The sequence below is a fragment of the Imperialibacter sp. genome (genome assembly GCF_040222815.1).
Taxonomy (GTDB): Bacteria; Bacteroidota; Bacteroidia; order Cytophagales; family Cyclobacteriaceae; genus Imperialibacter.
Genome location: NZ_JAVKCH010000001.1, coordinates 50596 through 74660, shown reverse-complemented (window position 1 = coordinate 74660; position 24065 = coordinate 50596). Strand labels below are relative to the sequence as shown.

General features: G+C 46.9%; 18 protein-coding genes. 4 read left to right on the top strand and 14 right to left on the bottom strand.

What is annotated here, in order from left to right; translation table 11 throughout:
* Window positions 1-25: 25 nt before the first annotated feature.
* Complete coding sequence (locus tag RIF36_RS00300; protein WP_350128299.1) at window positions 26-1906, bottom strand: DEAD/DEAH box helicase; 1881 nt, start codon at window positions 1904-1906, stop codon at window positions 26-28.
* Window positions 1907-2145: 239 nt separating this feature from the next.
* Between RIF36_RS00300 and RIF36_RS00295 the strand changes: the two genes are divergently transcribed.
* Window positions 2146-5124 carry a DNA polymerase III subunit alpha gene (locus RIF36_RS00295; RefSeq protein ID WP_350128296.1) on the top strand — a complete coding sequence of 993 codons (2979 nt, stop codon included), beginning with the start codon at window positions 2146-2148 and terminating at the stop codon, window positions 5122-5124.
* Between the two features lie 53 nt (window positions 5125-5177).
* Here the strand turns inward: RIF36_RS00295 and RIF36_RS00290 are convergent, their stop codons facing one another.
* From RIF36_RS00290 to mnmA, 13 genes are all read right to left on the bottom strand, one after another.
* On the bottom strand, window positions 5178-6374 hold the full coding sequence (locus tag RIF36_RS00290; protein WP_350078182.1) for a tetratricopeptide repeat protein: 1197 nt from the start codon (window positions 6372-6374) through the stop codon (window positions 5178-5180).
* A gap of 77 nt (window positions 6375-6451) precedes the next feature.
* Window positions 6452-9004 carry a DNA gyrase subunit A gene (gene gyrA, locus RIF36_RS00285; RefSeq protein ID WP_350078180.1) on the bottom strand — a complete coding sequence of 851 codons (2553 nt, stop codon included), beginning with the start codon at window positions 9002-9004 and terminating at the stop codon, window positions 6452-6454.
* A 100-nt stretch (window positions 9005-9104) separates the two neighbouring features.
* Window positions 9105-10226, bottom strand: a complete 1122-nt coding sequence (locus RIF36_RS00280; RefSeq protein WP_350128293.1) for a hypothetical protein — start codon at window positions 10224-10226, stop codon at window positions 9105-9107.
* A gap of 53 nt (window positions 10227-10279) precedes the next feature.
* Window positions 10280-11239: an FKBP-type peptidyl-prolyl cis-trans isomerase gene (locus tag RIF36_RS00275; RefSeq protein ID WP_350078176.1), complete on the bottom strand. Its 960-nt coding sequence runs from the start codon at window positions 11237-11239 to the stop codon at window positions 10280-10282.
* A gap of 60 nt (window positions 11240-11299) precedes the next feature.
* Entirely contained in the window at window positions 11300-11914 is a 615-nt protein-coding gene (locus RIF36_RS00270; protein WP_350128290.1) for a hypothetical protein, read from the bottom strand.
* A 121-nt stretch (window positions 11915-12035) separates the two neighbouring features.
* On the bottom strand, window positions 12036-12557 hold the full coding sequence (locus RIF36_RS00265) for a hypothetical protein (RefSeq protein ID WP_350121620.1): 522 nt from the start codon (window positions 12555-12557) through the stop codon (window positions 12036-12038).
* Window positions 12558-12688: 131 nt separating this feature from the next.
* Window positions 12689-14098: a COG3014 family protein gene (locus RIF36_RS00260; RefSeq protein ID WP_350128287.1), complete on the bottom strand. Its 1410-nt coding sequence runs from the start codon at window positions 14096-14098 to the stop codon at window positions 12689-12691.
* A gap of 123 nt (window positions 14099-14221) precedes the next feature.
* On the bottom strand, window positions 14222-14812 hold the full coding sequence (locus RIF36_RS00255) for a penicillin-binding protein activator LpoB (RefSeq protein WP_151996521.1): 591 nt from the start codon (window positions 14810-14812) through the stop codon (window positions 14222-14224).
* Between the two features lie 52 nt (window positions 14813-14864).
* Window positions 14865-17249 carry a TonB-dependent receptor gene (locus RIF36_RS00250; RefSeq protein ID WP_350128283.1) on the bottom strand — a complete coding sequence of 795 codons (2385 nt, stop codon included), beginning with the start codon at window positions 17247-17249 and terminating at the stop codon, window positions 14865-14867.
* Window positions 17249-17923, bottom strand: coding sequence for a ribulose-phosphate 3-epimerase (rpe, locus tag RIF36_RS00245; RefSeq protein WP_350149242.1), 675 nt, complete (start codon window positions 17921-17923; stop codon window positions 17249-17251). The genes RIF36_RS00250 and rpe overlap by 1 nt, the downstream gene beginning before the upstream one ends.
* A 12-nt stretch (window positions 17924-17935) precedes the next feature.
* Entirely contained in the window at window positions 17936-19591 is a 1656-nt protein-coding gene (locus RIF36_RS00240) for a S8 family peptidase (protein WP_350128278.1), read from the bottom strand.
* Window positions 19578-20276 carry a hypothetical protein gene (locus tag RIF36_RS00235; RefSeq protein WP_350128275.1) on the bottom strand — a complete coding sequence of 233 codons (699 nt, stop codon included), beginning with the start codon at window positions 20274-20276 and terminating at the stop codon, window positions 19578-19580. The genes RIF36_RS00240 and RIF36_RS00235 overlap by 14 nt, the downstream gene beginning before the upstream one ends.
* Window positions 20260-21378: a tRNA 2-thiouridine(34) synthase MnmA gene (gene mnmA, locus RIF36_RS00230; RefSeq protein ID WP_350128272.1), complete on the bottom strand. Its 1119-nt coding sequence runs from the start codon at window positions 21376-21378 to the stop codon at window positions 20260-20262. Before mnmA ends, RIF36_RS00235 begins: the two co-directional genes overlap by 17 nt.
* Before the next feature lie 224 nt (window positions 21379-21602).
* Between mnmA and RIF36_RS00225 the strand changes: the two genes are divergently transcribed.
* From RIF36_RS00225 to RIF36_RS00215, 3 genes are all read left to right on the top strand, one after another.
* Window positions 21603-22211 (top strand): class I SAM-dependent methyltransferase, encoded by a 609-nt coding sequence (locus RIF36_RS00225; RefSeq protein ID WP_350128269.1) that lies wholly within the window; start codon window positions 21603-21605, stop codon window positions 22209-22211.
* Entirely contained in the window at window positions 22208-22954 is a 747-nt protein-coding gene (locus RIF36_RS00220; protein ID WP_350128266.1) for an ankyrin repeat domain-containing protein, read from the top strand. The genes RIF36_RS00225 and RIF36_RS00220 overlap by 4 nt, the downstream gene beginning before the upstream one ends.
* A 151-nt stretch (window positions 22955-23105) precedes the next feature.
* Window positions 23106-24062 carry a hypothetical protein gene (locus RIF36_RS00215; RefSeq protein WP_350128264.1) on the top strand — a complete coding sequence of 319 codons (957 nt, stop codon included), beginning with the start codon at window positions 23106-23108 and terminating at the stop codon, window positions 24060-24062.
* The last annotated feature ends 3 nt before the right edge of the window (window positions 24063-24065 follow it).

Here is a 24065-nt window from a genome sequence, read left to right as displayed (position 1 = left end):
GTCGATGCCAGGCTTTTTTTATGCTTTATCCTTTCGGTTCGTCTTTATTGACTCTCAGCTCCCGGCCGTCGATAACAAGCCCCTTGAAGCTGTTCGCCACTTTGCCGGCGCTCTTGGCGTCCACTTCAAAAAACGAATGACTCTTATTGAGCTGAATCTGCCCAATATCGTCCTTTCTTAGTTTCGTCTGATCACAAATGAATTTGAGCAATTCTCCCTTATTCACCTGATCCATACTGCCGATGTTGATGAAAAAGCGATCCATGCCCTTACCTGCTGGTCCCGAACCAGTTTCACTATTTGTCCGTTCCCGTCTCTCCGACCTCACGGGCCGGTCGCTACTCTCAGACCTCACAGGCCTGTCACTTCTTTCAGGTCTCGAAGGCCTTTCAGGTCTGGCTGGCTTGTCAAAGCCACGATCAGGGCGGTCGCTTCGCCTGTCGGGACGCTCGTCTCTGCGGTCGCTTCTTCTTTCGCTGCCGAAATCGTTACGATCTCTCCTGCCATCTCTTTCACGGCGGTCACCCCGGCGTTCCATGCCCCGGTCATTGCCCCGGTCATTACCCCGATCACCGGTACGATCGTCGTTCAGGTTCTTGTCCGATACTTCTTTATAGCCAATGAGCTCCATTTGTCTGGACAACAGCTTGGCAAGCAAGGTTTCCTGGTTCATCTCAGCAAACATGGCTACCACCTTTTCGTGAATTTTGATATCGAGGCTTTCGTTCACCTCGGTTTCCTTCACTTTGTCAGCCCAGTGCTCAAGCCTGCTGTTCAATATCTGGCTGACTGCCGGCACCTGCACCTTCTTCATCCCAATGCCCAGCTTCTTTTCTATGAAGCGAATCTTACGGATATCATGGTGCGTGATCAACGCCAAAGAAATACCTGTTTTCCCCGCCCTTGCTGTTCTGCCGCTTCGGTGTGTATAATACTCTGAATCATCCGGCAAAGAGAAGTGAATAACGTGGCTCAGGTCGTTCACGTCAATACCCCTCGCAGCCACGTCCGTCGCAATCAGCAGGCGAACTGCATGGGCTTTGAATTTCTTCATCACCTGGTCACGCTGCTGTTGCGAAAGGTCTCCATGCAAAGCTTCAGCGTGATAGCCACTCTGTGTAAGCTCAACAGCCAGGTTTTGCGTATCGATCTTGGTTCTGCAAAATACGATGCCCAGCATATCAGGCTGGAAGTCAATAAATCTGCGCAGTACCTCTATTTTGTCGGATGCCCTGATAACGGCATACTGATGTTCAATATTGGTATTCACCACATTGCCCGATTGCACCGAAACCTCCACCGGATCCTTCATGAACTTCTTGATCAACGATCTGATTTCACGAGGCATAGTGGCCGAAAAAAGCCATGTGGCTTTCTCTTCCGGCGTATGGGACAAAATGGCGTCAATGTCTTCCTTAAAGCCCATGTTGAGCATTTCGTCCGCTTCATCAAGGACGACAATGTCAATGGTCTCAATTTTCACGACCTTCCTGTCAATCAGGTCGATGAGTCTGCCGGGAGTTGCCACAATGATCTGCACTCCGGCTTTTATGGCTTTTATCTGAGGCCCGATTGGCGCTCCACCATAGACTGTCTGAATACGTAAATTGGGATAATACTTGGCAAATGCTACAAGCTGCGCTGCAATCTGCTGGCACAACTCACGTGTGGGCGCTATTATCAGCGCCTGTGTGGTAAGGTCACTACTATCCACATGATCTAACAGCGGCAAACCAAAGGCCGCAGTTTTTCCTGTTCCCGTTTGAGCAAGACCGATAAAATCGATGGGCTCACTTATTAATAACGGAATGGACTGTTGTTGGATGGGAGAAGGAGATTCAAACCCCAATTCGGGAAGAACCCTTAGCAAGGGCTCTGATAACCCAAGCTCAGAAAATATACTCATTAAAACTTAATATAGATTAAGCTGCAAAGGTACAGCAAATTATTTGGAGTTGTGCTATTGGCGGATAGCCTTAACAAATAATATTCTGAAACCCACAACATAAAGGGCAACAAGAAACAGTCACGCCTTCAAAAGATTGCGAATTATACCTCTTACAAAACTAAATTATATAGCATTAGTGAGGATGGTTTGGCTAATTAATTTAGTACTTTAGCGGAGTAAACATAAAGCCTGTTACCTTGTACCTGAACACACACTCTTACTACAGCTTCAAATACGGCACCATGGGTCCCAACGAGCTGCTTGAAGAAGCCAGAACAAAGGGCGTGTTCGCACTGTGCCTGACAGACATTAATTCAACGGCTGGCTGCCTTGAGTTTGTGAGAGAGTCCTCCAAATATGGCATCAGGCCCCTTCTGGGGGTTGACTTCAGAAATCATCTTCAGCAGCTCTACGTTGCCATCGCCAGGAACAATGATGGCTTTCAGGAAATAAACGAACACCTTTCAAAGCACCTAAGAGAAGGCTCACCCCCCATTCCCCCAGGTGCGCCTCAAAACTGGCAAAATGTCACCGTTATCTATCCGTGGGAGATTTATAGAAAAAGCCTTCACAACTTGCTTCCTCATGAATGGGTCGGCATCAAACCGCATGAAGTTACCTATCTGCACCTACAGAAAGAGGCACTTCCAAAAGACAAGCTCGTCGCATTGCCAACTTCCACATTCAGACACAAGAGAGACTACAACACACATCGGCTTTTAAGAGCCATTGCTGAAAATGCCCTCCTGAGTAAGCTCGAACCCTGGCAGCTGGCTGGCGATGTCGACCGCTTTTACTCACCCTCGGAACTGGCTGCCATCTATAAAGAAACGCCACAACTACTGCTCAATGCCGAACGAATAGCCGGCGAATCCGGGATATTTTTTGACTTCAGTGACGGCCGACCCCACCAAAACCTGAAAACCTACACCGGCTCCGACGCCAACGATTTTCAGCTCATTTCCAAACTTTGCCAGGACGGTGTCTCCTATCGCTATGGAAAACCCACCCGACAAATTCAGGAGCGCATCAACAAAGAGCTGGAAACTATCCGTGCAAAGGGATTTGTAGCCTACTTTCTTATCAACTGGGACATTCTCCGCTATGCCCGCAGCAAAGACTACTTCTACGTCGGGCGGGGCAGCGGGGCAAACAGCATTGTGGCCTACCTGCTGCACATAACAGATGTGGATCCGATTGAGCTTGATCTGTACTTCGAGCGCTTCATTAACCTTTACAGAACAAATCCTCCAGACTTCGACATCGACTTTTCGTGGAGAGACAGAGAGGATATCACTCAGTACATTTTCAACCGTTTTCCAAACACCGCTCTACTGGCTACCTACAGCACATTCCAGTACAAATCGGTGGCCAGGGAGTTAGGAAAGGTGTTTGGGCTTCCCTCCATCGAAATTGAGGAGATGAATACCAGCCGAAAAAGTGGGAAAGTGCCAGATACGCTGGTGCAGAAAATCATGAGCTATAGTCAGCTGATCCACGGTTTTCCCAGCCACCTGAGTATCCACGCCGGGGGCATTCTTATCGGTGAAAAACCGATGACGTGTTTCACCGCTACTTACCTGCCCCCCAAAGGATTTCCCACCACCATGTTCGACATGGTGCTTGCCGAAGACGTTGGTCTCTATAAGTTCGACATTCTGAGCCAGCGTGGCCTGGGTAAAATAAAAGAAGCCATCAATATTATTAGCGACAACCATCCGGCTGATCCAAAAATCGACATCCATGATATCAAAAGATTCAAAAAGGATGAAAGGGTGAAAGCGCTTCTCAGGGGGGGTAAAGCCATCGGCTGTTTTTACGTCGAGTCGCCCGCTATGCGCATGCTTCTCAAAAAACTAAAGGTAGAGGACTACCTTGGCCTGGTGGCCGCCAGTTCCATCATAAGGCCAGGCGTGGCAAGGTCGGGCATGATGAGGGAATACATTCTCCGCTTCCGTTTTCCAGAGCGAAGAAAAGAGGCCCACCCGGTGATGATGGACATTATGCCTGAAACCTACGGTATTATGGTTTATCAGGAAGATGTGATAAAAGTGGCACATATGTTCGCAGGGCTGTCGCTGGCCGAGGCAGATGTATTGCGCCGGGGCATGTCCGGTAAGTTTCGGTCAAGGGAAGAGTTTCAGGAGGTGAGGGAACGGTTCTTTAACAATTGTTCCGCAAAAGGCTACGAAAAAAAATTGACCGAAGAAGTGTGGCATCAGATTGAGAGCTTTGCAGGCTATGCGTTTTCTAAGGGGCATTCAGCCTCCTATGCCGTGGAGAGCTACCAAAGCTTATTTCTGAAAGCCTACTACCCCCTCGAATACATGGTAGCCACGCTCAATAACGGTGGTGGATTCTACAGGCCTGAGCTCTATGCCCACGAAGCCAAAATGCATGGAGCTGTTATTGAGGCTCCTTGTGTCAATAAAAGTGAGAGCCAAACCACTATCAATGGAAAGACCATCACCATCGGGCTTGGCTCAGTGAAGGACCTGGAAGTGAACACCATCGAGAGGGTGCTGGGTAGTCGGGCGGAAAAAGGAGCCTTTCTGAGCCTGGAAGACCTTGTGAGCAGAACGGGTATTTCGTTGGATCAGCTCACACTTCTGCTACGAGTTGGCGCCCTTCGCTATACTGGAAAGACTAAACAGCGGCTGCTTTGGGAGTCGCACTATATGTTTGGTAAAATGGGCGGCGGCAAAAGCAAAATGCAAGAGCAGCAGTTGTTCGGACTTCCTTCAATCAAAGATTTCGAGCTTCCTGCCTTAACTGTTGATCCCCTGGACAATGCATTTGATGAGCTGGATTTACTCGGCTACCCCCTCTGTGACCCTTTTTTGTTATTGCGAGATATTCCCTTTCAGCCGGTCATGGCGTCGCAATTTCCAAACTTTCTCGGGAAGACCGTCACAATGCTGGGCTACCTGATAGCTACAAAAAACACCAGTACTCTCAAGGGGGACGCTATGCACTTTGGCACATTCATCGATCAGGAGGGCAGTTTCATTGACACCACGCACTTTCCACAGGTTGCCAGGAAGTATCCCTTCCGTGGCAAAGGGTTCTACAGATTGACAGGAAAAGTAGTTGACGAATTTGGCTTCTATAGTCTGGAGGTGACGGAAATGGAAAAGGAAGCTTTGCTTTCCAGTATCAAAATGGAAAGTGCATAAAAAAGCCCTGCCGGTATTTCCAGCAGGGCATTTTCGACCTGAGTCAAGTATTATTAGTTACAGCCAGCAGCATCTTGCGCATCAGCAATTTCTTCTGCCTTCGCATTCTTCTTCAATTGTGTGTACACCGACATCAAGGGCCCCATTACTGAACAGTCTTCAGGCTCAGCTACATGGGCGGCTTCAAGATAAGGCAACGACTTAGTCAATACCTTGTCGCCTTCTTCTACCAGCTTACCACCTTCTTTTTGATAGGTTTTCAAATCCATGGCTCTCGCCTTGTCGTAGAACACTTTGGCTCTGTTCACCCAGATAACGCCGAGGTTGAAGTTCCCAACATAGTTACCCGGCTCGATAGCCAGTGCTTTTTCATAATTTGTCTGAGCTTTAGCTATCAAATCCTGCGTTTCAGCAGCATTTCCTGCTTCCTCAGTGCCCACACTCAAGTTATCATAAAGAACTGCCAGGTTAAGGTAAAGTGAAGCATTGTCTGGCTCCTTTTCAATAGCGCCTTTCAACTTTTCAATGGCCTCGGGGCCTTTTTTCATAGCGATCAGAATATTGATTTCCTCACGCATAAAGTCTGCATTCTCAGGATAAGCCACCTTCGCTTTTTCAAGAAGCGCCAAAGCCGCAGCATCATTTTTCTTTTCGCTTCTCTCAAGGTACACCATGGTTGAGTAGATGTCCTCATTGGCATCACCCTGCTCAATCAACTTGTAATACACAGTCATGGCTTCATCTGTCATTTCAGCCTGCTGCGCCGCAACGCCAGCATAAAACAAGGTCAATGAGTCGGTTGGCTTGATAAGAGAGGCCTTGTAAAAGTTCTCATACGCACCTTTGTAGTCCTCTTCCCCATAAACCTCTCCGCCTGTGTTCAGGTACTTGCTCCAAAAGTCTTCCACTTCGTATTCGGCAAAGTTGTAGTTTACCGACCCTTCCGACTCCAACATCATCGCCTTTTTGAGTGCTTCGGAAGCCTCAGCAATGGCCTCATCTGTACCCATAAGTCCACTGACTGCTGGATCTTCACTCAGAGCAATGGTCTTATAAATTTTCCCTTTAGTAAGAAAGGTCTTACTCTTACCAGCATTCTTTTCAATAGTAACAGCAACATCTATCTCGGCTTTGGCCTCAGCCACATCTCCTTTATTAAGGAGACTTTCAGCCTTCGTCACATTGCCTTTTTGAGCATAACTCGCCGTGAACAAAAGCACACCAGCGAGAAGTAACAGCATGTTTTTCATAGTGATAATCTTCTTTTGCAGTTTTAGTTTATTTCCTTTGGTTGGTTCGATTGAACAAATTTACAAATCATTTAGAATTATTCGTCTTGTGGCTCATCGTTATTAGCGTTTTCAGCGTCTGAAGCTTCAGGGCTTGTGTTTTCGCCATCAACCTCACCACCCTCTTCCGCTATTTCGTCTTCCTCAATGGCCTCTATTTTCTCTACCGAGGCAATCGCATCAGTATCGTTGAGCTTGATAAGTCTCACTCCCTGGGTGTTTCGTCCCATTACTCTCAGCACCTCTACCGAAATCCTGATGGTGATACCCGAACGGTTCACAATCATCAGGTCATCGCTATCCACAACTTCCTTGATGGCCACCAGCGAACCAGTCTTTTCGGTAATATTAATCGTTTTAACACCTTTTCCTCCACGCTTGGTAATGCGGTAGTCCTCTATTGAAGAACGCTTACCATAGCCCTTTTCAGAAACCACCAACAGGTTGGTGTCCTCTCTTGATACAGCAACCATGCCAACTACGACATCATCTGCTCCTTCTCTGGTAACACCCTTTACTCCAGTCGCATTCCGTCCCATCGCTCTCACATCTGATTCGTGGAAGTGGATTGCCTTTCCTTTGCTCTTGGCAATTACTATGTGGTTGTCGCCGTTGGTAAGGCTCACGCTCAGCAACTGGTCTCCCTCCACCACATTGATGGCGTTGATACCGTTTGTTCTTGGCCTCGAGTAGGCTTCAAGCGAGGTTTTCTTGATGGTACCTAACTTAGTACACATCATGATGTAGTTATTATTTATATAATCCGCATCAGAAAGGTTCTTCACGTTAATAACGGTCCTTACGGAATCACTTGGCTCAATATTAATAAGGTTTTGTATCGCCCTTCCTTTGGTTACCTTACCGCCTTCAGGGATTTCATACACTTTCAACCAAAACACACGTCCCAGTGCCGTGAAAATCAGCAGATAGTTGTGAGCTGTAGCTACAAAAAGGTGCTCAGGGAAATCATCGTCCTTCATGGTCACTCCTCTTGAGCCAACGCCACCTCTGCCCTGTGTTCGGTACTCAACAAGGGGTGTACGCTTGATATAGCCCTGATGTGAAATAGTAATGACCATTTCATCGTCAGCGATCATATCCTCCATGGTGAATTCATCTCCAACCATTTCAATGGCCGTGCGACGCTCATCACCGTATCGATCCTTCATTTCGAGGAGCTCGTCTTTGATAATGCCCATACGAAGCTCTTCTTTCTCCAGGATTTCCTTCAGCCTGTCGATCAGCGCCATTACTTCATCATACTCCTTCTGGATTTTCTCACGCTCCATGCCTGTGAGGCGCTGAAGTCTCATTTCCAGAATGGCCTTGGCTTGTATTTCGCTCAGGCCAAACTTCTCCATCAACCCCGTTTTCGCCGTGTCAGGATCCCTTGATGAGCGAATCAGGTTGATTACTTCGTCGAGGTTGTCCAAAGCAATAAGGTAACCCAGCAAGATATGGGCACGCTTTTCAGCCTCATCCAACTCAAACTGTGTTCTGCGGATCACCACCTCATGCCTGTGCTCAACAAAATAGTGAATCAGGTCTTTGAGGTTGAGCGTTTGCGGACGTCCTTTAACAAGCGCCACATTGTTTACTCCGAATGAAGTCTGAAGCTGGGTATATTTGTACAGCTTGTTGAGTACGATATTGGCAACCGCATCTCTTTTTAGCTCATAAACGATCCTGAAGCCGTCCCTGTCCGATTCATCACGGATGTCAGATATACCTTCTATCTTCTTTTCGTTTACCAATGCGGCAGTTTTTTCAATCATCGAGGCCTTGTTGACCTGGTAAGGAATTTCCGTAACGATGATTTGCTCTCTGCCAGACGGCATTGCCTCGATTTCAGCTTTGGCACGCATCACCACTCTGCCCCTGCCTGTTTCCAGCGCTGCTCTTACTCCGGAGTAGCCATATATGATGCCCCCGGTTGGAAAATCAGGTGCCTTTACGTACTTGATCAGCTCCTCAACAGTAATCTCTTTGTTGTCGATATAAGCAATAGTGCCATCCACCACCTCACTCAGGTTGTGAGGGGCCATGTTAGTAGCCATACCTACGGCAATCCCGCTACTTCCGTTCACCAGCAGGTTAGGAAACTTGCCAGGCAACACAGTAGGCTCTTCCAGCGAGTCGTCAAAATTGGGCTGAAAATCAACCGTATTCTTGTTGATGTCTGCAAGCAGCTCTTCTGCAATTCTTTTCAGTCGTGCTTCAGTGTAACGCATGGCCGCCGGCGAATCACCATCGACACTACCAAAGTTACCCTGCCCATCGACCAGCGGATAGCGCAATGACCAATCCTGAGCCATACGTACCATGGTATCGTACACCGAGGAGTCACCATGAGGGTGATACTTACCCAGTACCTCACCTACGATTCTCGCCGACTTCTTATATGCCTTGTTGTAGTTTACACCGAGATCAAGCATGCCGAAAAGCACCCTTCTGTGAACCGGTTTAAGACCATCCCTAACGTCGGGAAGTGCCCTGGAAATAATCACCGACATGGAGTAGTCGATGTAGGCACCCCGCATCTCATCTTCAATATTAATCGGGATGATATTTGACTTGTCTTCTTCTGCCATAAATTATGTTCAAACGCTCCGAAAAAACAGAGCGCAAGTTAGTTAAAATTATTGTTGACGACTAAAAAAAATGCAATGGATAAGTGATCATTTTCATGACCTAATAAGGCTCAATTTTATTGCGGTTTTTCCACTTGTAGCGGAACAGTTTCCTATGGTTTTGCCCCATTTTTGGATTCTGATGTTTTGTGATGGGTTGGCCTCTTACAATTTCGTTGTTGCCATTGTGTGCATGCTTCAACTGAATGGCACAGGAAGGCAAAGGGCAACGCCGGATATCGGGAATATTGATAGAAACACCAGCTTGAATAAAGAAAGTTTGCTGCTTATGTGGTATAGCAATACCGGCTTCTGTCAGGTTGGTGTTGAATGTGTGGTAGTCAAAAGAGGGTTTCACAATTACCCTGAAATACTCAGAAAGGTTCTTTTCAATTGAAATCCCCAAATTAAAGAAAGCTCCCCGCTGTATCACAGCATAGTCATAAATGGGCTGCTCACCTTTTATTTTACCTCCCCCACGCAAAACGCCTATTTGTGCTTCACCGGCAAAAGAATAGCTCCAGAAATCGTAGAACTTGTAGCCCACCGTGACAAAATACCTTTGGAAGAATACTGGCGACACCTCCGGTTCGAAAGGCCGGATCGTTTCTTTGAAAGTAGTTGGTTTAAAAGAGGTGAAATACTGCCTTTCAAATGTTGCCCCTGCTCCTGCCCGGAAATTTTGATAGTTGAAATGTACAACCACTCCTATGGGGATACTGTGCGACAATGACCTAAACTTCAATGGCATGGTGTCGGTTGCCATACTGAACTCTCTCCTTAGCTCAGGATTGAATACAGGCTCGTCTAAAGGTCTGTATGGTACTTCAAAATAATTTGTGAGGTCAAGGGTGTCTCCGTAGGTGCTTCTGTTGAACCAGTTGCTATTGCCTGCTATTACTCCTGTTGGGGCAGGCTCTCCATCAACAATAGGAACGATGATTTGATTGCTTTGCGACTGATAGAAATAAACATTGTTAAGCTCATGGCTGTACATGGCCAAGCCATAACCAGTTGTTCCGGTGATGGAAAACTGATTGAGCATCACCCTCACAGGGTTTCTGTAAAGGTCGCTCGACTTTCGGCGTGGTGGAGGTACAAATCCAGGTTTTTGCCCAAGCGCAGTCTCGGCGCAAAGTATCCATACACCAAAAAGAATAAAAATAAGCTTAAATAACTTCAACCTGTTTAATTTTCCAGCCTTGAAATTAATCAATTTTTAGGAAAAAGCCCCAACTATTGATATTCAACTACAGTTACGACAAAGATTAATGGCGTATAGGGTGGGATAACTGCCCCGTAGTCAGGAATAATCTGCTTTTCAATCAGTAAATCCTGAAAACCAGCACTATGCGGCACCGTCTGAACGCTCGCTCCATAGGCCATTTCAGACGGGATGAGCAGCTGAGCTTCCTCACCAAGCCGCATGTTGTTCAGCCCTGCTTCTAAACCTGTGATGACTTCATCAGCCCCCATATTCACTTCAAAACCTGATTCGCTGCCGAAAGAGTCACCACTAAAGAATTTTCCGGCCCAATTAATCGCTACGGTGCCGCTCGAAGGCACCTCGGCAGCCTGTTTGTCTCTTTTTGTCTTGATGATAGAAAGCCCGGAAATGAGATTGATAACCGTATCAGGGTTATTACTGATTTCAAAATCGCCGATGTAGTTGTTGATCGACTGTAGCTCCTTTTGTCTGATCTGGTTAATACTTTCCTCCGCCACCACTTCAACTTCGATAATGGCGATGGAATTGGCCGGTAAATCCCCTGACACTTCCAGGCTCCCGTATGCTTTATGCGAAGGAAATATAAAAACATAGCTGTCACCGGTGGCGAGTATCTGAAGGGCTTCGTCGAGCCCCGGAGGATAGATTGTTTTGGTATCTCTTTGTGCCTTAATGGGCTCTCCGCTGCTGGCTGTGTGGGAAGCCACAACAACGCCATCTATGTTTTTTACTGTATAGTAAAACGAAATGATATTGGATGAATTGGGAATAGCGTTTCCCTCTACCACAGGAAAATAATAGAAATCCTGATCCGACTTTGTGGCATTGTCTATCTCATTTTCTACCAAATAGTTCTGAATGGTCAAATCCTGCTCTTCAGGAAGCGGTAGCGGCTCATCCTTGTCCTTGCAGCCTGTCAGTCCCGTCAACAGCCACACTCCTGCCGCCAACACACAAAGTTTATTCATGGAAATCTTTCTTATGCTAACGAAATGCTATCAGAAATAGTACCAACAATCCACAAACCTTTAACCCTTTACTTTGAATGTCAGACAAAACTGCTGAAAAACAGGAATTCTGTGCAAGTCAAGCTTCTGTCCAATATCCAGAAGCCGCTCGTAATCAGTTTTATTCATGGTTCTTCGCTGAATAATATGCTCGTCGTCCTGAAGGAAAAAGGAGGAAATAAATCGAATGAGGATGTAAGGAGTGTTAAGCACCGTCCTCTTGTATTCGTCATAATCACCTTCGACAACAGCTGCCTCTTTTGTCTTTAGCTTATCAATGTCGAAGGAACTGTTCATCGCTATTTTGAGCACGTCAAAAAATTTCTCCTCCCACTTGGTGTAGTTGTCCAACAAAAATTTCATGGCGTAAACTGTTGGATCCTTTTTGAGGAAATAGCCGCCTTTTGACGCCTTCCTGGCCTTTTTATTCAGCGCCAGCTCTTCAAACAGGCTCACACTTCCATTGGCCAGCGCCACCCCCACTGTTGGGGCCAGCATGATAAGTCCAAAGAAATCATGATCACCTATCTCAAGGTAAGGCGCATCAGTCCTGATAAAGTCTTTTTTTAACTTCTGAGTGGCTTCAAGGATGGCCGGAATCTCCATCATTGTCTCAATTTCGAATTCTGTCAACATGAGGTTAGGCGGATATTAAGTGATCCTTTAAATATAGCACTTACTAATTATAAATCACCAGTTGATACTAGTAAGACATGAAAAAAGGGCTGATAACAGCCCTTTGATACCCTATGTTTCGTTAGTTACTCCCGCCGTCGTCGGTTTCGCTTTCGCTTTCGTCAGTACTTTGCATGCCGGCGAGTAGTTCGTCGTATTTTGTTTTAAGCTCAGCATCGCTTTTCATTGCGTTCCTGACCTTATTGTACAACGCCGCACCTAAATCATCTTTTATCAAGTTTGGATATACTTCCTTAAACTCCGCCACCATGTTATCATACTCATCAAGAATTCCCTGATAAGCCGCTTTCTCCTCGTCTGTGGCGCTAATTTCAGCTAGCTTTGCATCGTCGCCCCAGGCTTTTTTCAATTCCAGAAACCTTCGACCCTCATCCATCAGCTCATTATTCTTGATGACCTCATTGTATCTAACCTGTAGGTCCTCCTTCATTGAGTCAATTTTATTCATCACAGTAGCGTACTGCGTCAGTTCTTCGTCGGTTACAGCATCGGCATCTTGTGCAAAAGAGCTTTGAAGGGAAAGGCCAGCTGCAAAAGCTAACGTCAACATAAACTTCGCTTTCTTCGTCATCGCTTTGAACATTGTATTTATTGGTTTTTGTTAAAACTATAATTTTTTCCAACCTCCAAAAAAGGGAAATCTTGCTTAAATACCAACTCCTAAAGGTATTTATACCCTTATACGACTATGAATGGCGAATGAATGGTGCTAAACTACCAGGTGCGGTAAGGATTGGCGGCAGGTATGTCTTCCAACGACTGAAAAACATGAAAGACGGTCTTCCCTTTACGAACGTCGAAAGTAAACTCTTGCTGCTGCGTCCTACCTGTTGCAGAAGCCAGGTTCAATTGCACTTTTTGCTCGCCCTCTGGCAAGGGCACTCTTGAGTAATAGATGGTATGAGGGATCGTTTGCCAGTTGCGGGTATCAGCCTTTTCAGTGAGCGCATTAAAAAGTCCGATAGCGGCACCCAAATCCTGATTCTCGCCTCTTACCGAATACTCCGCAGCCTTTTTTAACGCAACCCGCAACAGTGACTTACCAAACTCGGCCAACATGCGTTCCTGCAAGCATTTAAACGCAATTGCGTTGACATCCTCGGCTGCTTCCAGGTCATACTTTTTCCCATTGGCCGACAAGGTGGCACTGTTGAAAAGAACAGGGCGTTCCACATACTTGGGAAATGCTACTCTGAAAAACTCCAGAGCTGCGAGCCCTTGTTTCTTATCTTCTTCGTTGCTTTCCAGGAAGAAAGGGAAGTTAAAGCCGTAGTCGCTGTTTGCAAACGTAACCAAACCGCCCTGGCCATGAATAACGGAAAAGTTGATCGACCACTCCGCTTTCACCGGCCCCAGTCCGTTGTTCCAAAAGAAAACAAGCTCTCCCCCATTCCTTGGCGAAGGCGTAAATTTCATACCAAATACTTCTTCATAGCGGCGAACTTCATCACTGAAACCATTCAAATACGCTGTTCTGAGCAGATCCTCCTTTAACTGATCGGGAGCCGTCATACCAAACAATTTCTTGTAATCGCCTTCGTAGGTCTCATATGCATTCCGGTAAGCAACAAAAGCGTTGTTGACATCACCCGATGCCTCATAGATAATACCCATCAGGTTGTTTACAAAGGCATCCTTCTTGTATTTATCAGGGTTTTTATACTTGTCCGAAAGTGTACCCAGCCGAATGTTTAGCCTGCGACACTCCACCAATGCCGACTCGTAGTCTCCTAACTTCAGGTAGTTGATGGCCTTGTAGTACAGCAAAAGCAAGTGTTCATGGTCTTCCCCTTTGTACTCTGTCATCGTAGGGTTGGTAAGTAACGAGGCTGCTTCATTGAGGTAATTCATCCGATAGTCCTCACCGAAAATATAGGCTTGCTCAAAGGCTTCGTTGCTGATTTCGTAGTTGCCGAGCAGTGATTGAACGATGCCCTGGTTCAAAAAATACAGGAACCTGGCCTTTCCCTCGGCTGCCTTTTTGTTCTTTTCCAACACTCTTGCTGCCTGCTCCAGGTCACCAGCCTCGAAACTCTGATTGAATTCATAGTTCATTTGGTAATAGGTCGCACAGGAAGCCAGCAGCAGGCCGCTAAGCAATAAGATTTTGATCGGAAAACGCACAGATATTGTTTTTGAAGAGCTTTTTGAGACTGAGCAGCAAGCAGCCGGTACTGTGGAGATATTACTCACCGGCAACCGGATGCTTGTTACCTTATTCTGTTTTGATATTTGAATAGCGTCAGATTAGTTCCTTATGAACTTCTTGATCTCCTTGTCTCCTATCCAAACTTTCTCGTTGGTTTGAAGATTGGCAAGTTCAAGGTCAACTTTGTACAGCACCACTTTTTCTTTGTTGTAAGAGTCGACGATGGAATTGATCGTACCAAACAGCATGAAGTCCGCTCCCAGCTCAGCGCCCCACTTCTTCTGGGTTTCTGGCGAAGCAAATTCCTGCTGATCAGCTCTTTCTTCACGCATTTTCTCACGGAAAACAGAATTTTGTACTACTCTGACCATGCCGGAGTTGATGAACTCTCTTTCGATGTCCTTTATAAAAGTTTCAGATTCAATATGCTCGTGGCTTTTGTTGGTAACCAGCCCAACGATTACCACTGGTTTGGCATTTTTTGCTCTGCTAAAGTCCTCTCTCCATGGACGATTGAGCACGTCACGAATCATTTCCTCCGCCACAAGTTTGGAATCGGTGTCATTCCAGCGACCGCTAAGGTCAATTTGCTGATCGGGGCTTACCCTGGTTACAGTGCGTTGCGAACAACCGGCGGCGATGAATAAAACGGCCAAAGAAAAAACAGAAGCTTTAACTATTGATTGCATTCTCATAATTGTTTGTTTGTCTTGTATCACTTATAAAAATAGGCAGAATACCTCAGAATCTACCTGAAAGCTTCACATTCAAAAACCTTGCCGATAATGAATTGGGTACGGCAAATTGCTGGTCGAACACGTCTTTGACCCAGGTGTAAGAAATTGTGTTCTCAGCACCAAGCAAATTGAGGATTTCGGCGGTCAGCCAGAGGGACTTCAGGCCGCCGAAGATTTTTCCTTCGTTCTTTTTCGAAAACACCTTTGTGAAACCAACGTCAACCCTGTAATACTCATCTCCCTTGAAAAAGTTGCGATAAGCGGCATTATTTGGCGGGCTAAAGGGCAGACCGCTTCCATAGAGCGCACTGACGTAAATTCTAACACTTGGATCGTTGGGCAAATGATCCTGAAAGAAAATACCAAGTGTAACCCGCTGGTCGGATGGCCTGCGAATAAAGCCGAGCGTGTCTCCTTCTATGTCCTCTATGGTTCGAAGCAGACCGAGACTGAACCATGACTCAGTACCTGGAATAAACTCACCGTTTACCCGGAAATCAACGCCATAGGCCCACCCCTTGGCGAGGTTGTCTCCGAAGTATCGAAGCCTGACATTGTCGATATCGTAGGGCACAAGGTGATTCAGATACTTGACGTAGGCCTCTGAAAAGAAAACAAAGTTTCTGCCGTTCATTTGAAACGCATAATCCATCCCCGCCAGCGCATGGTAAGACACCTGCGCTTTCAGGTCACGATTGATAACCCCTTGCCTGTTACGCATTTCTCTGTAAAAAGGCGGTTGCTGATAGACGCCCCCGGCTACCTTAAAGGCAGTTTTTCGTGACCAGGCCGGTGTAAACACATATTGCATCCTCGGGCTCACGAGCAGCTGTCCGTTTACTGTCCAGTAGGCTGTGCGAACGCCGGCATTCAGAATGTGAATAGAATCCCGGGAAAAAACTGTGTGCTGCAAATAACCAGTCAGGTGATACCCATCAACCAGGTTTTCGGCCCAAACCCTGTCGGTGGTGCTGGCATAGCCGGAAGAGTCCTGAAAGATGTATTCATTCAGCACATCTTCGATTCTTTCCTTTCTGGCACCAATGCCAGCTTCGGTTAGCTGGTGGTCGTTCCAGCGAGCAGAAAACCGGCTCTCTGTATTAAATAGCGTCGCCTGCAGCTTGTTGCGGCCGTAGTGGTAATTGCTGCCAACGCCAAGAATCACCACGCAGTCCTTGAACTGGTCGCTGGCCGGGTTGTTGTTCACATCGCAGAGCCGGTAGGCACCCTCGACTTCAAAATACTCCCTTTCGGCTGTGTAAACGCCTGATGCAATCACGTCCAGGCTAAACTTGTCGTCCCAGGTGTTGGTCCATTTCACTCCGCTTTGGTAAATGTCGTAGTCAAGCACCTCTTTGCCATCAAAAGCCGCCACCATGCGGAATGACCTGCCAAACGTACCGAATTCCACTTCCTGTGATTCTGGCTTTGTGAAGTACCTGTTTTGGGCATAGGAGGCAAGAATCGAGATCTTTTGCCTGTGTGCTTCGGTCTGCTGGCCCAATTTAATAGAAACAAGAGACTGAAAGTCGGCGAACCGAGGCAAGTATTGGCCTTTCACGGAAATCGTGTTGAGCAAATACCTGGAGTTTTTGTAACGAACCCCCGCTGTATAGTTTACCCTGTCGTTTTTGCTAACGCCTTCCACATGTGCTGAGCCACCTAATAGCCCCAGATTGACCGATCCAGCTTGCTCAACGGGGTTTTTATAGCCTACATTAAGCACGGACGAAAGCTTGTCCCCATATTTCGACTGCCAACCTCCTGATGAGAAGGTTATGCCCGAAACCATATCGAGATTGACAAAGCCCAATCCCTCCTGCTGACCTGCCCTTACCAAAAAAGGCCGATATACGGGAATATCATTTACGTACACCAGGTTCTCGTCGAAGTTACCACCTCGGACGGAATAACTGGAAGACAGTTCATTGCTGGCCACCACTCCAGGAAGCGTGGCCAATATCCTCGAAATATCTGCTGTGGCAGCCGGGAAATTTGCCAATTCTTTGCTCGATACACGAAATTCACCAGCTCTCGGAGGGCCCTGCTCTCTTTTGCCTACCACGGTTACCTGGGCCAGAAGCGTTTTATCTTCATTCAGTGTGGCCTGGATAACCAAACTGTCGCCTGCGGCAAGGGACACTGGCTTTTGAACTGCCTTATAGCCTACAAAGCTTATTTCAAGCTGATAATTGCCTGGCTCAAGGCATAACAGGAACGTGCCGTCTTTTTCAGCACTGGTTCCTTTAGAAAGGGATGGAACAGATATAGTAGCGCCTTGTAGCGGCACATTCAGGGAATCGAGCACAATGCCCTGGATGCAGGCTTGTTGTGCCCAGGTGGCAAAAGAAAAAGCTAAAAAAGTAATGGTGAGTAAGCTCCTGCGCATCAAACGAATTTTTCCTCGCTGTTCACAGTTTTGAGTTGCGCAATTGTTGCCAATGGATCAGATGCACTGAAAACGAAGTTGCCAGCCACCAGAATGTCTGCTCCCGCCTGGCAAAGCTCCTTTGCATTGTTCATGTTTACACCACCATCTATTTCGATCATGGTATGCGTGCCGGCGTTAAGAATCATCTCCTTGGCATCCCTCACCTTTTGAAATGTTCTCTCAATGAATTTCTGCCCTCCAAAACCAGGGTTCACCGACATCAATAAAATAATATCGGTGAGTTCCATGATGTCCTTCAGTACATTCACGGGAGTGTGTGGATTTAGTGCGACACCTGCCTTGCAGCCCAGCTCACGAATTTCCTGCAACACCCTGTGAAGGTTTGGGCAGGCTTCATGATGCACGGAAATCACCTCGGCACCGGTCTCTACACACTGTTTGAAATAACGAGAGGGCTGCTCGATCATTAAATGGAAATCAAGGGGCTTTTTCGTGTGCTTATTGATAGCTGCTGTGACCGGAAACCCGAAGGAGATATTAGGTACAAAGGTACCGTCCATGATGTCGATGTGCAGCCAATCGGCTTTGCTGCTGTTGAGCATTTCCACATCTCGCTGAAGGTTACCAAAGTCGGCGGCAAGTATGGAGGGGGCAATAAGTGGAAAGTTCATGAATAGGTTTTCTTAGTATCTAAGCAGTTTTACCTGCTTCTCAAATGTGCTTGACGACAACCGTAAAAAATAAACTCCGGGAGTTGTGCCCGAGAATTCAAATATAACAACGTCGTTGATATCGTAGCTATTGTATTCTTTTTGGGCAATCATCTTCCCGTTGGCATCGAACATCTGTACGTAGAGCCCATTGACAGCCAGTTCATTATTGATTTTTATACTCAGCCTGTTCTCCGTAAACGGATTGGGGTATACCTTCACCTTGTCGTTGATCACATCATCCACTGAAAGGATTTTTCCGCCCGTTGCTTTGATAAAATCAGGGATGCCATAGCCAAACAAGGTGTCAGGTTTGGTTGACCTGTTGGCTGAGTTCAGAATATCGTTAAAGAGCTCTTCCCTTGTTTTTTCTGGTTCCGCCTGAATCAATCCGGCCACAAAACCGGCGACCATAGGAGCCGAATAGCTGGTGCCATTCGCAGTGATCAGCGAGCCGCTCTCTGCCCCCACTGTGGCGAAAACACCCAGCGCCACAACATCCGGCTTGATGCGGCCGTCGGCCGTGGGACCGATAGAACTGAAACTCGCCAGCTTGCCGCTGTTGTCAACTGCCCCTACCGACAATACCTTGGGACTGTCGGCTGGCGCTGTGGCCTTTTTCCAGCTATTACTGCCCTCGTTGCCTACACTGGCCACAACAAAAATGCCCTTATCGGCAGCCAGGTTAGCAGCTTGAGTGATGATGGCCGTTTTGCCATCCATTTGCGCCTTTGTGTAGTTCATTTGCGAATCGCTGAACACATTATAGCCCACAGAAGTATGAATGATGTCAGCGCCAAGGCTATCGGCCTTTTCAGCGCCAAAAAGCCAGTTGTATTCCTCGATCCGATACTCGCTTTTCACATCTTCCGTCACGAAAAGGGCAAAATCTGCTGCGGGAGCTGTGCCCAAAATCAGTGTGGTATCCTTGCCTTCTATCTGGACCATTTTAGCCCCAATGGTAGAAAATACCCTGGTGCCATGATCATCAAATGTGTATACCTGTTGCCCATTCGTGACAAAATCGTAGGTCTGGAGTATTCGGTTACTGCTGCGAACGTCCTCAAAAAACGGAACGGCATCAACGCCTCCAAAACCTCCGTCAAATATCGCAATCAGCACGCCCTGCCCGTAGAAACCCTGCCGATGCATGTGCTGAACCGAAAGAAGACTGTTTTGAAATTCGGTGGTGGCGAGTACCCTGGCAGTGGCATTTTTACTCTTGAAGCGGCCGTTAGCTGTTTCGCCTTTGGTAAGCCGTGCTCCCGGTGCTACAAGTTCGACTCGTGAAACGAATGGCAATGCATCCACCGTCAGTACTTTGTTGACGTTGCATTGAATCAACGCCAGGTTCATCCATTTGGAGGTATGATACACCTCAGCGCCGGTTGCCGCCAGCTGATCGAGATACGTTTGGCTGACTGGCAAATCGGTCTCATCTACTTCAACACCCTCTTTCTCCCTCCTTAAAATAGCCTTTTCTGAAAGGAAGTCTTCAGGCCTGTCAACGGAGTAGATGCCTCCTGATTTGTCTGTGAATTGAACAATATACCGATTGACCTGAGCTTTCAGCGAAAGCCCGGACAGTAGTAAAATCGAAATGATCAGAGCTCCTCTACTCCTTACCATGTGCAACAAGTTCCATGTACAATTTTCGGCCAGAATCTATGATCTTCTGACCAAAGCACTCCTCTGTACTGCAGTAATTTAGCTGAATAAATTCTTTTTTCACCAATCCAATCTCCTTGGCAAAGTACTCTCGTCTCACATCCTGAAAAACGATAGTATCCAGCACTTCCCTTTGAAGGATTGTTAGCGTGTTTTCGAATGTGGTGTCACCCACCTCAAGGGCCGCTCCAAGCCCGCTGACCTGATAGGTCTCTTCTCCCCTGTTGTTCAGCGCATTACCGTTCCACTCTTTGCCTTCAGCTAATGGAAAAGTGAGCTTGATAAAGGGCACATTATTTTCAATGCGAACCGCCTGGGTAGTAGAAAGCCTTGCCGTCCAAACGGAGTCGAGCCGCCAGTCTACTTCTGTAGTTTCACGGCTAAAGCGCTCCAGTCTGTAGCTCAGGCTGCCTGATAAATCAGTGAAGGTATCGGCCACCACCTCCCTGAGAAAGTAGTGCGACGGCATAGAGTCCAGCAGGTTGTAGGTAGTTAAGTCTACTTCATATTCCCAGTAGAGGCCCTTTTCCATCGGAAAGAAATCAGCGCCCAGCCTGGAGCTGTCGGGCACAATGGTTTCTTCCTGACAGCTCATTGAAGCCACCAGGAGAACCCAAAGTGTCGATATTTTAAACAGCCTTGGCATGTTGTCTGAAACTTGACTGAATCCAGCCGCCGCCTATTACGTCGTCGCCTTCGTAGAAAACCGCAGCCTGACCAGGAGCAATAGCATTGACTCCGTTGCCGAAGAAAACCTTCATCGTGTCGCCCACTTGCTCAATGACGGCTGGTGCACCGTCGTCGTTATAGCGTACTTTGGTGATAGTATCTAGTCTTTGGCCTGTAAGATCAGTGTATTTCATCATGTTGAGGCCTTTTACGTACATACCGTCTCTGGACAGTTCATCAAAGGTGCCTAACACTACCCGGTTTTTGTCTTTTTGAATTTCGGTCACGTATACCGGATACCCCAAAGTAATGCCCAGACCTTTCCTTTGACCTATGGTATAGAATGGATAGCCCTTGTGCTTACCCAGCACAGTGCCATCTTCCAGCACAAACTCACCTCCGTCGACTTGTTCCTCAAGGCCTTCCACCCTTCTTTTTAGAAAGCCACGGTAGTCATTGTCGGGGATAAAGCAGATTTCATAAGACTCGGATTTATTCACCAGGTCTATAAAACCTCTCTCACTGGCCATCTCCCTTATTTCAGGCTTGCGCAGATGCCCAACAGGAAACATAGTCCGGCTCAGACTCTCTTGCCCCACTCCCCACAATGCATAAGACTGGTCCTTGTTTTCATCTTTTCCTTTGGAAATAATGTAACGATCATTCTCCTGTCTCACCTTTGCATAGTGCCCTGTGGCGATAAACTGGCAGTCCAGCTTGTCGGCACGCCTTAGTAGCGCCTCCCACTTGATGTGCGTGTTGCACAACACACATGGATTGGGTGTGCGGCCTGCCAGGTATTCAGTGGTGAAGTTGTCGATCACATAGTCGCCAAACTCACTGCGAATGTCCAGGATGTAGTGTGGGAAACCCAGGTTGACGGCAATATTCCTTGCGTCGTTGATAGAGTCGAGGCTACAACAGCCTGTTTCCTTTTTGGAGCTGCCTGCGGACGCATAGTCCCAGGTTTTCATTGTCATTCCGATGACTTCATAGCCTTGCTCATGAAGCATCACGGCTGCCAGGGAGCTGTCAATACCACCGCTCATGGCCACCAGTACTCTTCCGTGTTTACTCATTAAGTGTGTCTTTCGCCAGGTTCAAAGCCTGACTTTTACATCGATTAAGTCTCTGAGGACGTCCCTCAAAAAGACGAAGCGAACAGAAATGGTTCGCTTGTGGCACAAAATTACGATAAGTTTTTGGGAAAAACTTTATGTTCTTCGTTCTGCATCGTTTTTAATAAATTAGTTACTTCACATTTCTCCCTTCACCATGCAAATTTTCTGAAACAGCAGCTTATATGGATCCAAAGGTTTTAGGCACAAAATATGATAAAATCGCCCAATGGTGGCATGACGGACACATTGCCTCAAATTATGGCATGGATCAAATCAAAAGGGCGATCAGCTATTGTTCCAACAAAAGAAACGCTCTGGATGTCGGCTGCGGCAGTGGCGGAAGAATAATGAAAGAGCTGCTTGCCAGCGGCTTTAGTATAACCGGATTAGATGTGTCGAGCCAAATGATTGAAATTGCCAGGGCCAATCACCCGGAGGTTAATTTCCTTAACGAAGATATTTGTACATGGCGACCATCAGCAAAATTCGACTTTATTGTTGCCTGGGACAGCATATTTCACCTGCCTTTCAAATCACAAAAGCCCGTCGTTTCCAGACTTTGTGCAATGCTGAATAACGATGGCATACTCATCTATTCATTTGGCAACGACTACGGAGAGCATGAAAATCAATGGAGAGATGACACTTTCTATTACAGCACGATCGGCATCACGGGCAACCTGAGAGTGATCGCCGAAAATAACTGCCAGTGTGTGCACCTGGAGCTTGATCAATATCCCGAGAAGCACGTGTACATAATTGCGAAAAGGATAACACCCCCCTCACAATGAACTCATTAAAGGACATCATCACCCAAATCGAACTCCATTCCATTAAAGGCATTAGGAAGTGCTTTGAAGAGGGAGTCAACCCAAATGGCCTTTTCCGGGATGAGCCCCTCATCTACGAGCTCACCAGCGAGTATACCCGAAGTCCCCGATTTAAGTCGTGCGTGAAGGCTTTTGTTGAAGCGGGGCTGGAGTTTGAGGACAAGGCTTTGCTGGCCGTACTTTTAGATGATGCCGAGGCTCTCGAGCAGGAGCTAGCCGCTAACCCTTCCATCGTTTCCAAAAGTTACTCTTTAAGGTGTGCTTATACACCCTTATTTGAGGCGACCCTTCTTCATATCTGCGCAGAGTTCAATCATGTAGCATGTGCAGCGATGCTGGTTGATAGTGGAGCTGATATCAACGCAAAAGCCGGAGTGGATACACACGGTTTTGGCGGGCAGACTCCCATATTCCACACAGTGAATCAAAACAATAATCAGTCGATTGATATGCTCAACTTTTGCCTGGATAATGGCGCTGACCTGCAAATTACTGCGTCTGGCATTATTTGGGGGAGAGGTTACCCCTGGGAAACCCTCATTCCCTCTGTCAATCCGATCAGCTACGCCATGATGGGCCTCCTTCCTCAAATGCACAGAAACGAGACCACAGTATCGGCTACTGTGAGCAGGCTACTTCACAGGGCTTATGGCATCGATTATAAACCTTTAAATGTGCCCAACGCCTACTTAAGGGGAAGTTGAGTGACTGCTCTTGGTGATGAATGTCGCCAGCGCTACAAATCACTTTCTTCTTTCACTTTCAAATTGGCTGATTGCTTATTATAGGCTAGTTTGATTTTGTAATCAACATGCGGCTCGCTCAAAACACGGGCACTTCCCTGATTATCCACCTATGGCGAAATATCTTCTATCGATAGTTTTCATCTGCCTTTCTCGTTTAGTCATCGCACAAGGTTGCAGCGATGCAGGCTTCTGTACCATGGGAGCCATGAAACCAGACCAGGGCTACAACAGAAGGATTCAGATAAAGCTCAGATCTGTCGAGCTAACCCACTACGTTGGCTTCACCAAATTTGGCGATGTGATCTACAATTACGTGCCAGAGGTCAATATTGGAATGAACGGTAAAACTACCCTGCAGGTGAAACTACCGTATGTTCGGGTCGACGGTGCCCTTGCGACCACTGCCGGCGTTGGGGACTTAAGCCTGAGTTTTACGAGAAATATTATTGAGAAGGAAGGCTATCAGGTAAATACCACCATCGGCACAAAGCTTCCCACTGGTAATTCTAATATAAAAACAGCGGAAGGACTATCGCTCCCGATGTACAACCAAACCGGACTCGGCAGCTACGATGCTATCGCTGGTATTTCCTTTATCAACTCAAAATGGTTGATAGCCACCGGCATCCAAAAGCCGTTTGGAGAAAACAGCAATGAGTTTCTCTGGAGCGATTGGGACGGAAGCCCGCTTGAACGCAAAGCCAACGAATATACACAAGCCAGAGCGCTGGTGAGAGGAACAGATGTCATGTTTAGGGTAGAGCGCAATTTCCGGTTCACCAATTTCAATTTCAGCACAGGCTTGTTACCTATTTACAGGCTCACCGCCGATGTAATCAGATTACCAAAGCTCGACTCAGAAGGAAACTTCATCAAATACTACGATCATATAGTGACTGAATCGACAGGCCTGGCCCTGACTCTGATAATCAGCGGAGGATACGAATTCAACAGCAGGCTGGGCATTAAAGTGATCAACGGCTTCAGGTTGAAACAAAGATTCAAAAACGCCGATGGATTGTCGAGGGAGCTTGTCAATAATATTTCCCTGGTCTACAAATTTTGATTG

Coding starts and splice junctions, on each gene's coding strand:
- RIF36_RS00300 (WP_350128299.1), bottom strand. CDS start 1,906: ATGAGTATATTTTCTGAGCTTGGGTTATCAGAGCCCTTGCTAAGGGTT.
- RIF36_RS00255 (WP_151996521.1), bottom strand. CDS start 14,812: ATGCAATCAATAGTTAAAGCTTCTGTTTTTTCTTTGGCCGTTTTATTC.
- mnmA (WP_350128272.1), bottom strand. CDS start 21,378: ATGAGTAAACACGGAAGAGTACTGGTGGCCATGAGCGGTGGTATTGAC.
- RIF36_RS00220 (WP_350128266.1), top strand. CDS start 22,208: ATGAACTCATTAAAGGACATCATCACCCAAATCGAACTCCATTCCATT.
- rpe (WP_350149242.1), bottom strand. CDS start 17,923: ATGAACTTTCCACTTATTGCCCCCTCCATACTTGCCGCCGACTTTGGT.
- RIF36_RS00270 (WP_350128290.1), bottom strand. CDS start 11,914: ATGTTGACAGAATTCGAAATTGAGACAATGATGGAGATTCCGGCCATC.
- RIF36_RS00225 (WP_350128269.1), top strand. CDS start 21,603: ATGGATCCAAAGGTTTTAGGCACAAAATATGATAAAATCGCCCAATGG.
- gyrA (WP_350078180.1), bottom strand. CDS start 9,004: ATGGCAGAAGAAGACAAGTCAAATATCATCCCGATTAATATTGAAGAT.
- RIF36_RS00275 (WP_350078176.1), bottom strand. CDS start 11,239: ATGAATAAACTTTGTGTGTTGGCGGCAGGAGTGTGGCTGTTGACGGGA.
- RIF36_RS00290 (WP_350078182.1), bottom strand. CDS start 6,374: ATGAAAAACATGCTGTTACTTCTCGCTGGTGTGCTTTTGTTCACGGCG.
- RIF36_RS00240 (WP_350128278.1), bottom strand. CDS start 19,591: ATGGTAAGGAGTAGAGGAGCTCTGATCATTTCGATTTTACTACTGTCC.
- RIF36_RS00215 (WP_350128264.1), top strand. CDS start 23,106: ATGGCGAAATATCTTCTATCGATAGTTTTCATCTGCCTTTCTCGTTTA.
- RIF36_RS00250 (WP_350128283.1), bottom strand. CDS start 17,249: ATGCGCAGGAGCTTACTCACCATTACTTTTTTAGCTTTTTCTTTTGCC.
- RIF36_RS00235 (WP_350128275.1), bottom strand. CDS start 20,276: ATGCCAAGGCTGTTTAAAATATCGACACTTTGGGTTCTCCTGGTGGCT.
- RIF36_RS00265 (WP_350121620.1), bottom strand. CDS start 12,557: ATGTTCAAAGCGATGACGAAGAAAGCGAAGTTTATGTTGACGTTAGCT.